Here is a 13,962-nt window from a genome sequence, read left to right on the forward strand (position 1 = left end):
TCATCTAAATTCATCAATAATAAGGATATATAGAATGTCACACGGAAAAATGCTGCCAATTGCCTGTCTTCTTGCCCTCACTTTAGGCACTTCTCTTAGCGTGCATGCCTCAGAAAATAGCTTTGCCAAAGCCTATAGTGACTATCAAGCCGCCGTAGAAAAAGGCGATGCTGCAAATATTGAAGCAAGCGCAAAAGCCGCTTATCAACTCGGCGAAGCCCAATATGCCAAAGACAGTGTCGACTTAGCTAACCTCGCCATGAACTGGGCCGCGGCGATAGAAAAGCAAGTCGCCCCTTACCCATTTGCAGAAAAGAATCTGCCAAAAACGGCGAAGGCAAATGAGTTGTATCAGCTCGCTCTTGCAAACTATAAAGTTCATTATGGCAAAGAAGCGCTTGAGCTTATCGACCCCTTACTTGGTGCTGCACAAACCGCCGTTGAAGCCAAAGATGCGAAAAATGATTTGCTTACTGCTATCGCAATTGCTGAAAAATCCGATAAAAAGAAACTGCTCGCCGATGTAAAAATGGCCGCCTTCAACCGCTTATCAAATACAGAGCTATACACCAAAAGCGTAAGACGCTATGCCTTCGATGCCTATGATATTTATAAAGAGATTTTACCAGAGAACGCCATAGACAGAGTCAAGGCAACCTATGTGGTGGGTGCAGTTGAGTATGCAGAAAAGCATGATGACAAGGCGATGCCATTGCTTTTAGAAGTCGTGAAGCAGTTTGAAGCCCTTAACTTTAGCCATCCCTATGCCTTAAGTGCCCACGCTTATTTAGTCGAACTCTATGAGCGCCAAGGAAAGCGTGACGAGTCCACCGCCCACTGTATTGCTATCGGCAAAATGCGTCCTTGGGCCGACGCACAGGAACAACAACCTATTTTCCGTATCGTACCAGACTATCCAATGTCCTATGCTAAGCAACGTAAAAGTGGCTGGGTTCAGCTTAAATTTACTGTTGATGAACATGGATTCGTGAAAAATCCTGAAATTTTAGCCTCTAAGGGTGGTGCTTTATTTGAAAAAGAGAGTATTGAAACCTTAAATAAATGGCGTTACGCACCCAAGTTTGAAAATGGTATAGCCGTGGAAGCACAAACTAGCGTGCAAATGGATTACACCATAAACTAATAGCCCGCTATTTCACCTCATAACCTAGCCCGTCGCTCACACTCGATGGGCTTTTTTCATCCTGCTCTGCGATCTGCCCCAGATTTAACCCCTGCTTAAGTTGGATTAAACAAGCTTGGCAAATACACGCATCGGCAGACGGTAAAATATGGTTGATGACCCCTAGCGGCGAATCTGATGCTTGCGCTTGCAAGGCGGCCAAAGGTGGAAATGTTTGCAGAGCGCACCAACAATCCTCAATACCCTTACCTAAAATCACAGCACATTGATTCGCGCCTTGGCACAAAGGGCAAATTTGTGCAGTTTCTAACTTAGGTTCTTCCAATGGCTGAGACACGGTAATCCTTATAGCAAGATAAGTTGTTATAACGCGGAGATCATAATAGATTTTTGCAACTCAGGCTGAGTTGTTTCCCACCAAAGCAAAGCTGCTGAGTTATGCAGCATTAATTGCCATTGTTTTCCCAGTGACACGCCTGCTTATGATTTAAAAAGAAGTGTTAATAATGTCCTAGGCATTATAGTGATATTCTCTATGCCACTATCGGTCAGATACAATAAAGTATCCTTTCTGATTTGCTAAAAGATTAAGTACTTGTATTCCAGTGACACGCCAACTTTGATTTAGAAATGAGTCATCCCTGAGGGCTCGACGGTGGCATCCTTGCCGCCAACGGTCACTTCCATGCAAGTACTTAATCTCGTTAATTCCCGAGTATACCTGTCACTAAATTTAACTATGGATGTTTCAATAAAGTTCAATTGGTTGTATTCATCAAGTTATCTAACTTAAATGATATTTGGGTGTATTCATTTGGCTCAGTGAACCGCATTCCTGTGTTATAGCAAGTGTGTTCACAGATGCATACATGGTGAATGCAATATTTGACAATTGAAAAGGTATTAAACCTTAAGCCGACATCACTTCAAACAGTGGACATGTTTGCATGGTTGGCATTCGTCTAAATCTATTTCATTCAGTTTTGAGTAATGCCTAGCTCTTCGTCAAAGTGAAAGCACAAATGGAATTTGTAATGATTTACTTGTTTATCTTTGCGATTTGTCGCTGAAGCAATTCATACATAACCCCATCAAAAATCGCCCCCTTATCTCTAGCAACTGTACACATTTCCCAAATAACACCAGCGTTAAACCATTGCAATTCTGTATGGTTGTAGACCTTCATCATTGTTAAGAACAGTTCCCATCCTTCATCGTCAGGCTTTACCTTAATTGATTTGACTGATTGGTAGGCTATTACAGAAATACCCAGAAGTAGGAAGAACTCCTTACTCTCATTATGAGCAAAAATCATCCCTAAGCAGATAAGTACCCATTTGAGTAAGAACAAAGCGACTTTGAAAATGGATTTCCAATGAGTTCCGTATAACTTCGGGTACCGATCTTTAACTAATAGGTTTTCTCGGTAACTCGATATCTCTGCGTAGATGAGGGCATCAGTGAGTAAATAATCTATTGATTTTGTTTGCATATATGACGTATCAAGGTACACGCGAACTTCAGAAGCTAGTTCATCTTTTAACATCGGCCAGATTTCTTGTTTTGTATCGAAGAGCCCTCCTAAATAGCTTGCTTTGTGATACCAAAATGTTTGGTCGTTAAAAGTTTCCTTTTGTTTGTCGGTCATTTTTTCTTCGTTGTTTAACCATCCACGAAGATTGTCAAATACATCCCTTGCTTTAGTGATTCTCTGGTTATAAGCATCTGTTGAAATACCTTCCTCCATCGATCTCTCTCGAAGATTTTCAAGCATTTCTTTTGCTAACGAATAGTATTGACGATTTTCCCACCGATCTTCAGGTTCTTCCGGCCAGTTCCCTAACCATTGCTGTTCTTCTTCAAGATAAGGGGCAATATCCATTTCAACTCCATGTGATAGATCGCTGCGATGACTATGATTCCTCTGATTATCAAGATAATAAAGCAAGTTCTCAACTTAAGTAATATCAGCGCTTCCAATCTCAACCAATTCAGTTGATTGTTTCTAACAATAAAAAAATACAGTAAGGTGTAACAATTCCCTATTAATTTTTCCGAAAAACCATCGTAAATCAGCTTCTTAGAAAACGTAGAGAGGGTTCGACTCCCTCAATACGTTTTGCACATTCGAGATAGTGAATAAGCCACTTATAGCGAAAATCTCCGTATGCTTTTAAAGCGACAGTTAACACTGATGTCCGAAGGTGAGTCATGGTGATTTGCGAGACGACCGTCCGCCCCATGGACGGGGCGGTCGAGCATCCACGGATGGACTAGCTGCGTGTCGGTGAGAAAGTGCCATGACAAGCCTAAACTCTTGGGCTAATTAATAAAAAAGCCAGCAAAGCTAAATGCTTGCTGGCTTTTCTGTCTAACTTATTCACTCGCTTTATAACATCACACGAGCACTTAATCTCAGCGACTCAACTATGACTTCTTAGGGAAAATCGGATAGGACTCAGTGCCTAACACTTTGCCATCAACAGTGAGACCATAGTAATCGCTGTCATTATGGTATTTTTCCTGCGCTTGCTTCACATCACCTTTGCTACGTGGGTCCTGCGGACGCTCGTGGGAGTTGATGTAAGCGGCAACATCCCAAGCCTGTTGGTTCGTCAGCTGCATGCTCTTACCAAAGGGCATATTTTCATAAATGAAAAATGCGGCAGTATTGACCCTGTGCATTCCCGCTCCCCAGTTATAACTTTGAGATCCCCACAGCGGCGGCAGTGCATACACACCCGCAATGGCTTGACCTTGCCCATCAACACCATGACAAGTTTGGCAATGGGCGACATACACGGCTTTACCTCGTTCAGGTGAATAGGCTTGTTCGGGTTTTGGGATCTCAGGATAAGCTCGACCCGGCAAGTTAGCACGTTGCTCAACTGTCATCGCCTTAGCTAATGCCTCTGGTAGTGGGAAGTCATCCCGCTTAGCACCTTTGACTAACTCAGCATCACTGATCTCAGGAACAGGGCCACTGATATTAGCCTCATCCATCAAGCCGCCCATGCCTAACCAATAGGCGTAGGCAGAAAGCGCCACTAACTCAGGGCTACCTGATGCAGGGGCTTTACCATTCATCGAATAGTTAAAACAGCCTTGGATGCGTTCTTCAAAGCTACTGACTTTATTGTCTTTTTTACGATACGCCGGATAAGCAAAATACGCGCCCCAAAGGGGTGATGCATTGGCTTTACGGCCTGCATCCATATGGCAATTGGTACAGTTAAGCTCATTACCTACATACTTATCACGCAGCTGTTGGGTATTCACAAACAGTTGATAACCTAAACGCACTTTGTCACCAAAGGCGCCTTCGGGAATCGCACTCAAAGGTCTAGGGGTAAGATAGGTTTGATCTGCTACCTTAGGGAAAGAAGGCAGCGGAGCTTGCTTATCTGGGCGTTCTTGTACTGGCTCAGTTTCAGCTTGCGCCTGAACGGTTAACGACCCCATCGCGGCCAGTAATAACATTGCGGAATATTTCATGGCCGGCTCCTTATTTTAAATTCGCAAAATAGTTGGCTAACGCATCAATCTCGGCGACGGTGAGCTTATTCGCGACGCTCCCCATCATGCCATCGACGTCACCTTTACGTGTTCCCGACTGCCATGCCAATAATTGCGTTTTGATATAACTCGCCTGTTGACCTGCTAAGCGAGGAAATAAGCCGCCACCTAATGCAGAAGGACCATGGCAGGTCACGCAGGCTGGTAAACCACGGGACCAATCACCTTGATAGGCTAAACGAGCAGTATCGTCATTAAAAACAACTTGTTCACCGCGGATAACAGGCTTGACGTCATTGGCAGGCTTTGCAGAAAAATAGCTCGACACTTGCTCAATACCGTCACCTTGGAGTGTCATTGCCATCGGCATCATGGTCGCGTTTTGGCGAACGCCCGCTTGGAAATGTTGCAATTGTGTCGAGATATATTCTTTAGATAATCCCGCTAATCGAGGGCCGAGTGGTTCAATACCCTCGCCCCCTGCCCCATGGCAAGACACACATAACTGTGCAGCTTGTGGGATAACGTTCATCGATTGTTTGTCAGAAGGCTCGGCGGCAGCGGCATAGCCGCTACATAGCGTTAAGCCTATGACTAATGTTTTAATCTTCATGTTCTATCCTTGAAGAGAATTAAGCTCTAAAGCATAGGGGTTATTGTTATTTATGTTTGTGCTCACACACTAAACCCATTTTAAAATCAGCCGCTCATTTTTAAAACAGCCAATAAATGAGCCTTAACATTCATTAAGAGTCACTTATTGTTCAATTCAAACGGGATAAATTTACCTTACTCTGTACAAGGTTAAGCTGCAAGCCTTCAATACTTAGTGGCCTGCTCAATAACCAAATCGCGTCGATTCGAAACGATTCAATAACTTATGTATCAAATAGCATAAAAGTAACGTGCCGACGATAGCGATTAAAATACTGCTCACTCGGTATAAGGCACTGAAGATTAAGTCGTTACCTGGGGTCAAATACTGTCCAAACAAAATCCCTAACGTGGTCATAGCACCAAAACCGACACCTGATCCATTCGCCTCGCGCACATGGGCTTGGCTAAAAATCATCAGTCCAATCCACAACAAGGGGACAACTAACATCAATAACCCAGACCAATCATAGAGCAGCAACTGCACGAGTATCCCAAACGACACCCCCAACAGGGTGCCTATGGCGCGCTTACGGGCATAGTCGAGTGCACCATTCCAATGCATGGGAAACAATAGCAAAAGAGTGGTCGCTTGAGCCGACATCGAATCCCGCAGATCAAATATTTGAAACACCAGAAACGATGCCGTCGCTATGGTCGCACCGAGCAAGGCTTCGTGGCGCATTCGATGCGGCGCCTTAGGCCCAGGTTTGTAAGCCGCTCTTGGTTCCACATCGGGCCAGAGTGCCGTCATAGCGTAGGCGATAACAACTGACAGTGCGGTCGCCCAAAAGTTACTGAAAACTAAGTCGTTTAAGTCAACGCCTGGATAGCTAGCAAAGTGCAGCATGATACTGAGACTCAGCACACCGTTGGCACCAAAGAGAAACAAACTGCCGCGGGACATGGCCGCAAAGCGGTATAAAAATAATAGGAAAACGATGGGAGTCATCATGCCGGGATGGCTGCCAAAGAAACCGCCGAGTAACCCAACCTCTAACCCAGCCATGGCAGATGAAGCCAATAATTGGCGCATAGCATGGCCATTCATCACTGGCACTAATCCGAGTAGTAGCATAGGTGTCACAGTGAAGAAGACTCCATTGCTCCAACCAAAAATTTTACACAGGGTAAAACCTAAGGTCGCGCCAGTCGCAATCCGTAAACACTGGCGTAAATCGTTGGCCGTCAATGGGCTATGGCGTAGTAACATGCTCGTCGCCTTGTTCTATCGATACATTAAATGAGGATGTTTAACTAACTCTGCTACGTGCACACTTATGTTGCTTTGAAGCGTTCACTCAAGCGACTCGCGACAAATACAAACCACCTCGAGTCACTCGTGCTCGTCAACACAGATAAGTACTAATGGATATGCCGATAAATATGCTGGTAAATACGCTAGTAAACATTCTAGTAAATAGGCTAGTAAATATAGTGCAGCAGGCTGATTGCTTTAATCTGCACCTTAGCGAGCATGCTAAACAGGCTATTCTCGGGCAGCAATTGCACGGTCGCGCGCGCACCGGCTGGTAAGCTGTTCATCGCCATCCCATCTAACTCCAAATGCAGTCTCAATCTTTGGGCATCACGTACCCAACGGTCCGATTCCTGCGGCGCGGCTAAACGGCCATTGGCATCGAATTGCCCTGCACTCACGCCCGCATCGACGCTGCTCACCGTCGCCCGATATAAACGCCCAGGTTCGCCATCGAACGCAATCAAAGCGGTCGAAGAAGCATTCACGCCACGCAGGCTCTTCTCACGAAAATCGGCAATAATATCCACTTTATCCGATACCACAGCCAACAGAGGTTGCCCCACGGTCGCAAAACTCCCGACTTCTAACTGCAGGTTAGTCACTATCCCATCTTGATCGGCATGTATTTGGGTGTAAGACAGATTAAGCTCGGCTTGAGCTAAATGGTTTTGCGCCTGACGCACTTTAAGATTCTCTTCGCCATAACTGCCGCGACTCACTTTGAGTTTTTCTAAACGCGCATTGGCGGCAAGCAAATTGGCTTCAGCAGCTGCGGCATCGCTATCGGCTAGCTCCTTTTGCTGCTGCGATACGCCATGGGTGGCATACAGGGCATCGAGACGTTTAGCCTCGCTGCGTTTTTGTTGTGAGGTGGTTTTATTGGCATTGACCTCGGCCTTAGCGGCCAGTAGCGAGGCATCTAACTCAGCATTATCTTGACGGGCTTGCTCTAAGGCCAATTTAGCCTGCGATACCGCTAACTCATAGGGTGCGGGATCGACTTGAAACAACAAATCACCCTTGGCAACCGCTTGGTTATTGGTCACGGCTATGGTCTGGATTTTACCGCTGATCTGCGGTGTCACTTTCGTCACTACACGGGTCGCCATTGCTTGAGGCGTCAATGGCATCATAGTGTCGGCCAGCATGAAATAGCCAAAAACCATCACAAAGCCAAACATGGCAAATTTTACTAAACGGGCAAACTGTTGATCCGGTGTCATCTTCTTTCTCACAAAAGGGTGTCTGTAACCTTGGTTAATTTGGCGCTGGCGTTGTCGCTGATCAGGCTAATAATGCGTTCAAATTCGCTCAACTCTTCGGCACTGATCCCGCCTAATAACTCACGGCGCACTTGAATAATCCGCGCTTCCATTTGCTTTAAAACATCTAATCCCGCTGGCGTCAGGCTCACAATCCTTGCCCGCTTATCTTTGTCACAACAATGACGCTCGACTAAACCTTGCTCTTCTAATTGCCCTAAGGTGCGCATTAGCGAAGCCAATTCAATTTCTAAGGCATCGGCCAATACTTTCTGGCTCACGCTGTCGCCTAAACGCAGCAGTTTCCATAGGGCAGTCCAACGAGGATGAGTTAATCCTAAAGGTGCTAGCTCAACATCGGCCACGGTACGCCACAGTCGATGCAGACGGCCTAAATGCTCCGCCAGTGATAACTCTTTTAGTCGCTCTAATTCTTTTTGCATCTTGCCCACCCACTTAGTTAGCGTGCTAAGCATTATACTTAGTTAGCAGGCTAAGTAAATATTTAGGCCCAAAATAGATCTGTGTCCAAGGGCACGAAACGAGCGTAAGAGGGAATAAATAACTTAAAAAGGTTCGCGCCCTCTCAAATCTTATCAAGTTGTATCTCTATAATATCAAACGGATAAATTGAGTTGATTTGCACATGAATTGGAGGCTGTTTTGATAAATCTAAAAATTAGTACGAGGATCGTTATTGGGATCTGTCTATTACTGTTAACAGTAATGAGCTTTATCATGCCGCTCGTTCTCTCTGAATTCAGTCGCCAAGTTGCAGAATCCGAGCAAAGAGAACTCCATAAGATCTATGAAACCGCTGTTGCCGAGATAGCCTCATCGGGCAAGTTAGCCGAAGCAATGGCAACCATCATCTCACTCACGCCAGAAGTTCAAAGCACCTTTGCAACAGGCGAGCGTGATGAACTTACCGCCCGTACCTTACCTATATTTACCCAACTTAAGCGCGATTTTGCGGTTCAGCAATTCCAATTTCATAGGCCACCAGCCACTTCTTTTCTACGCTTGCATCGTCCCGACAAATTTGGCGATGATCTCACCAGCATACGCAAGACCATAGTTGAAACAAATAGCCAAAAGCGCCCTCTTTATGGCTTGGAATATGGAGTGGAAGGATTAGGTATTCGTGGTTTAGTTCCAATGACTTACAACGGACAACACACAGGCTCAGTTGAGTTTGGCATGTCCTTCGGTCAACCCTTTTTTGATAATTTTAAACAAGCCTATCAAGCAGAAATTGCCCTCATCTTGCCAGATGATTCTGGATATAAGTTATTTGGCGCTACATTCACGCCTGATACCCAAGCGACAGATGAACTCAATAACGTCATGCAAGGCCATGAAGTCATACGCACTATTTCCTTAAATAACAAAACCTATGCTCTGTATCGCAACGCCATAAAAGATTACTCAGGAAACGTGTTTGGCGTACTCGATATTGCGATGGATAGAACCCATTCAGAACAAGCGATAGCGGATATTCGCCTTAAGTTGATCCTTATCGGTTTAGTGGCTCTGGTCATTGGAACTGCCATTGCTTGGTTTATTGCCAAAGGGATTACTCGCCCTATCGCTGAAACCACCCAAGCCATGAATGATATCGCTGAAGGTGAAGGCGATTTAACCCGCCGAATCGCGGTAAAAGGTAAGGATGAAATTGCTGAATTATCGATGGCATTCAACCGCTTTGTAGAAAAAATTCACAACACAGTTTCCCACGTCGCCGACTCAACAAGCCTGCTCGCCACCTCTGCTGAAGAAATGTCGAGCATTACGCGGGAAACCCAGAAGATGGCGAGTCGTCAGCACCTCGAAACCGAGCAAGTTGCCACCGCAATGAATGAAATGGCCGCAACGGTACAAGAAGTTGCCCATAATGCGACCGATGCGGCCGATGCCGCCAATCATGCCAATGACTCAACCGAACAAGGCAAATTGGTTGTACAAAAAGTGGTAACCACTATCGCCATACTGGCCGAGGAAATAGCCACAGCAGCGAGTGAAATCAATGAATTAGAGCGTAATACCGCTGAAATCGATTCTGTACTTGTGGTTATCCGTAATATTGCCGACCAAACTAATTTACTCGCACTCAATGCGGCAATTGAAGCCGCAAGGGCGGGAGAACAAGGTCGAGGATTTGCGGTCGTTGCCGATGAAGTACGCACTCTGGCGAGCCGCACTCAAGCATCTACGACGGAAATTCAGCAGATGATCGAAGCGCTTCAGCATAAAGCTAAGTCCACAGTCAATGCGATGGAAACCAGCACCCGCACCACCCAAAGCTGTGTATCCCAAGTTCACCAAGCGGGTGAAGCACTCGAAGCCATTACCCATGCGGTTTCCACCATTAGCCAGATGAATATCCAGATCGCCAGCGCTGCAAATGAGCAATGTGCGGTTTCGGCAGAAATTAATAAAAATGTTAATAACATCAATGATATTGCGACCAATGCGACAGATAGTGCGGTACAAACTGCACGCGCTGGCGATGAACTTGCCCAACTCGCAGCCCGTTTAACAACTTTATTAGCTCAATTTAGAATTTAAACAAAACAAAACGCCGCATTCTCTGCGGCGTTTTTATTAGCTTATTTTATAAGGTTTTATTTAGGACGCACGCCTAAAGTGTGGCAAATCGCGTAGGTCAATTCGGCGCGATTTAAGGTGTAAAAATGGAAATCCTTCACGCCTTCGCGGGACAGCACTTTCACCATGTCGATGGCCACGTTTGCCCCCACCAATTGGCGTGTACCCGCATCGTTTTCTAGGCCGTCGAATTGCTTATGTAACCAATTAGGTAACGACACATTGGTCATGCCCGCGAAACGTTTTAGCTGGGTAAAGTTAGTCACAGGCAAGATGCCCGGCACGATTTCAACGTCGATACCGGCGGCAACGCAGCGATCACGAAAACGCAGGTAAGATTCCACATCGAAGAAAAATTGGGTAATAGCACGGCTGGCACCCGCATCAATCTTGCGCTTAAGGTTGATCAAATCCGCCTGTGCATTGCTCGCATCGGGATGCACTTCTGGATAGGCCGCAACGGAAATATCAAAGTCAGCCACAGAGCGCAGTAAACGCACTAAATCCGCCGCAAAACGGGTTGGCTTGGGGCTGCCCGCAGGTAAATCACCACGTAGCGCCACTATGTCACGAATGCCCGACTTCCAGTAATGCTTAGCCAGTTCTAATAACTCTTCATCGCTGGCATCCACTAAGGTTAAGTGCGGCGCGGCAACGAGGTCGGTTTCTTGTTGGATACGTTCAATCACGCCATGGGTGCGGTCACGTACGCCTGAGTTAGCGCCGTAAGTCACAGACACAAACTTAGGATTCAGCGGCTCTAAACGACGGATAGAATTCCACAGTATCTGTTCCATTTCGGGGGTCGATGGCGGGAAAAACTCAAAAGAAACATTAATATCGCCATTAAGCTCAGACAAGCTCTGGTTCAGCGATTGTGAATGTTGTGCGTGATGAAAAGCCATGTGTATTTCCTCAACCGCCCTTGGCGCTACTCTTTGCTAGTGTGAATTAGTTCAAATGGACGTTTGGACGTCTATATGTCCATATACTAGAGAAACTGAGATGTAAGTCAAGCCAAAAAATACCCATAAACCGCATTTAATCTCGGTTAATTCGATAGATTTATTCTAGCCAATAAAAAAGGACTCGAATGAGTCCTTTAAGAAGCTTGATACCGCGTTATTCCTGCAGCAGATCGCGACAGATCTGGGTCAGATCCGACTGCACCGCCGCCGCGGTCACTTCGCGTCCTGCGCCCGGTCCACGGATGATCAGCGGATTACCTTGGTAGAAGACACTGCGGATCACAAACACATTATCACCAGGGGTTAAGTTGGCGTAAGGGTGATGGGTATCAATCCACTGCAAACCCACCTCGGCCTTGAGCTCTGGGCCGCTGTTGTCTAAGGATGCCACATATCTGAGCACCTTATTTTGCTCCGCCGCCGCACCATACTGTTGCAGCAGATCGGCATCTAACTCGGCAATGCGGGTGAGAAATTGATCTAAGGGAATATCCGCCAAAGCGGCTGGTACGAGTGAGCGCAGCTCAATATCTTCAAGCTCGATTTCAAGGCCAATCTCACGGGCTAAGATAAGCAGTTTACGCTGCATATCACGGCCGGAGAGATCGTCGCGGGGATCGGGTTCAGTAATACCTAAGCCTCTGGCTTCAATCACTAATTCTGAAAATGGCTTGCTGGTATCGTATTTCTCAAATAACCAACACAGGGTGCCGGAGAAAATCCCGCCCACGGCTTCAACACTATCACCGCTGTTACGCAGATCATTTAGCGCATGTTGGATGGGTAAACCTGCGCCACAGCTGGCGTTATAGCGCCAAAATAAGCGACGATTACCCAGTTGCTGCTTTAACTCTCGATAGAAAGGCAGTGGACCCGAGCCCGCAAGTTTATTCGCGCTCACCACATGGATGCCACGCTCGAATAGCTCTGGATATTGCAGCGTCAAACTGGCGCTGGCACTGATATCTAAGGCCACCAGCTCATCGCAGTTAACTTGCTCTAATTGCTCGAATAAATGTTCATACTGCCAAGGCGTTGCTTCAGTATTAAACTCTGTTTGCCACGCGGCAAGATTAATGCCAGTGGATTTAATCAAGGCTTTACTCGAACTGACTAAACCGACTAACTCAACACTAGCTTCGAGTTCATGGTCTAGTGAGGGTGAAACCGACTTAAACAGATCGATCCAAGCCTCACCGATATTACCCACACCGAGCAGCAGGACGCCAATGCGTTTACGCGGGCCAGCGCAGCGACGGTGAACTTTTTGGGTTAACAGATTCACCTGTGACTGGGGCACTAACGTCACTAAACTTAAATCGCCACTGAACAAAGGTTTAGCATCACGGCTCAGTAAACGCGCGAAGCTGCGGCGATAATGTTCGGCGTCGGCACTTACTAATGCGACTAAACCAAAATCTGTGTTGATCTGCTGCTCGCTGATCCCTAATGCTTCTGCCTCGGCATCGAGTAATCTTTGAACTTGTTTTTGATTCTCAGCGGTATAGGCAAGTTCAACCCTTTGATGGGCAGAGGTCCAATGGGCCAATGGCGTTAAACCCGCGGCAATCAATAAATCTAATAAACGAGTTAACTCCCCTGTGAGTTTAAAGCCGAACAGGACAACAGCATTGAGGTTAGTCACCACAGGCGCGCTCGCCGACGAACTGTGGGGTGCGATTAAGGTAAAGTCGGTGTGGGATGCATAACTTGAGCGTACCGCTAAACTCACTTCGGTATTAAACAAAGGCTGCAGAGTGCGCGAATGTAATACAGGCGAGCCTAAACGCGCTAGGCGATCGGCTTCGGCAAGTGACATGCTTTTCAGTAACTTGGCATCGTTGATTTTATTAGGATCGGCGTTGAACACCCCTTCCACATCGGTCCAAATGGTCACGCGCTCGATATCAGCGAGACTCGCAATCAGGCTGGCGCTAAAATCTGAACCATTACGACCAAGTAACAAGGTATCGCCACGCTCGTTAGCGCAGATAAATCCTGTGATCACTAAGCGTTCATTGGGATGCGCAGCTAATAGGGCTTGTACTTTAGCGCGGGATTCCTGTACCCGAATTTGTGGCACAGCGGCTTCATCGGCCACTAAAATTGAACAGGCATCCACATGGCTTGCTGCCACGCCAGATTCGCGCAGTAGCGCCGCCATTAAACGTGCCGACCAACGTTCGCCAAAGCTCACCACATGGTTGATTTGGTATTCGTTGCGCTCGTCTAAGGACAACAAGCTGATGAGTTGCGCTTTATCAGTGGCCAAACGCTCACGCAGATCGCGGGCTTGTTCATTCGACAACAACTGCTCAATCAACCCCTGTTGGTAACTGATCAGCACTTGTAATTCTTCTTGCCATAGCTGACCCGCATCACGCAGCGCTAATAATTTATACAGGAAATTCGTGCTTTTACCCGCCGCAGAGACCACCACGAGATCATCACTATGACCGTGGGTTAATAGGATATGGGCGACTCGGCGATAACAATCGGCATCCGCTAAACTGGAGCCACCAAATTTATGTAAGTGACAACGTGCCATCT

11 protein-coding genes are annotated in these 13,962 nt (G+C 46.5%); 2 read left to right on the plus strand and 9 right to left on the minus strand.

All coding sequences use genetic code 11. The features are described 5' to 3' along the window. Positions 1-34: 34 nt before the first annotated feature. Positions 35-1,144 carry an energy transducer TonB gene (locus KO533_RS08550; protein ID WP_219253686.1) on the plus strand — a complete coding sequence of 370 codons (1,110 nt, stop codon included), beginning with the start codon at positions 35-37 and terminating at the stop codon, positions 1,142-1,144. 7 nt (positions 1,145-1,151) lie between these two features. Here KO533_RS08550 and KO533_RS08555 read toward each other — a convergent pair whose 3' ends face one another. The 7 genes from KO533_RS08555 to slyA all read right to left on the minus strand — a co-directional run bounded on the left by KO533_RS08555 (position 1,152) and on the right by slyA (position 8,280). Continuing rightward, a complete protein-coding gene (locus KO533_RS08555; protein WP_219253688.1) occupies positions 1,152-1,481 on the minus strand; it encodes a cysteine-rich CWC family protein in 330 nt (109 codons plus the stop codon). 702 nt (positions 1,482-2,183) lie between these two features. Then, positions 2,184-3,026, minus strand: coding sequence for a hypothetical protein (locus KO533_RS08560; protein WP_219253690.1), 843 nt, complete (start codon positions 3,024-3,026; stop codon positions 2,184-2,186). A 545-nt stretch (positions 3,027-3,571) separates the two neighbouring features. Next, the gene (locus KO533_RS08565) at positions 3,572-4,639 is read right to left on the minus strand and encodes a c-type cytochrome (RefSeq protein ID WP_131524369.1); all 1,068 of its coding nucleotides are present in this window, start codon (positions 4,637-4,639) and stop codon (positions 3,572-3,574) included. A gap of 10 nt (positions 4,640-4,649) precedes the next feature. Next, positions 4,650-5,273 (minus strand): c-type cytochrome, encoded by a 624-nt coding sequence (locus KO533_RS08570; protein WP_219234516.1) that lies wholly within the window; start codon positions 5,271-5,273, stop codon positions 4,650-4,652. Between the two features lie 225 nt (positions 5,274-5,498). Next, positions 5,499-6,527 (minus strand): DUF2955 domain-containing protein, encoded by a 1,029-nt coding sequence (locus KO533_RS08575; RefSeq protein ID WP_113940046.1) that lies wholly within the window; start codon positions 6,525-6,527, stop codon positions 5,499-5,501. A gap of 212 nt (positions 6,528-6,739) precedes the next feature. Beyond that, a complete protein-coding gene (locus KO533_RS08580; RefSeq protein ID WP_219253692.1) occupies positions 6,740-7,798 on the minus strand; it encodes an HlyD family secretion protein in 1,059 nt (352 codons plus the stop codon). 8 nt (positions 7,799-7,806) lie between these two features. Continuing rightward, complete coding sequence (slyA, locus tag KO533_RS08585; protein WP_105251323.1) at positions 7,807-8,280, minus strand: transcriptional regulator SlyA; 474 nt, start codon at positions 8,278-8,280, stop codon at positions 7,807-7,809. Positions 8,281-8,503: 223 nt separating this feature from the next. Here slyA and KO533_RS08590 point away from each other — a divergent pair, with 223 nt between their 5' ends. Next, on the plus strand, positions 8,504-10,405 hold the full coding sequence (locus KO533_RS08590; protein WP_219234544.1) for a methyl-accepting chemotaxis protein: 1,902 nt from the start codon (positions 8,504-8,506) through the stop codon (positions 10,403-10,405). 56 nt (positions 10,406-10,461) lie between these two features. Here KO533_RS08590 and metF read toward each other — a convergent pair whose 3' ends face one another. Next, positions 10,462-11,349: a methylenetetrahydrofolate reductase gene (gene metF, locus KO533_RS08595; protein ID WP_173247104.1), complete on the minus strand. Its 888-nt coding sequence runs from the start codon at positions 11,347-11,349 to the stop codon at positions 10,462-10,464. 217 nt (positions 11,350-11,566) lie between these two features. Continuing rightward, a complete protein-coding gene (locus KO533_RS08600; protein WP_105251321.1) occupies positions 11,567-13,960 on the minus strand; it encodes a bifunctional aspartate kinase/homoserine dehydrogenase II in 2,394 nt (797 codons plus the stop codon). Between the last annotated feature and the right edge of the window lie 2 nt (positions 13,961-13,962).

Origin of the sequence: Shewanella sp. NKUCC05_KAH (assembly GCF_019345585.1) — a bacterium.
Taxonomy (GTDB): Bacteria; Pseudomonadota; Gammaproteobacteria; order Enterobacterales; family Shewanellaceae; genus Shewanella; species Shewanella oncorhynchi.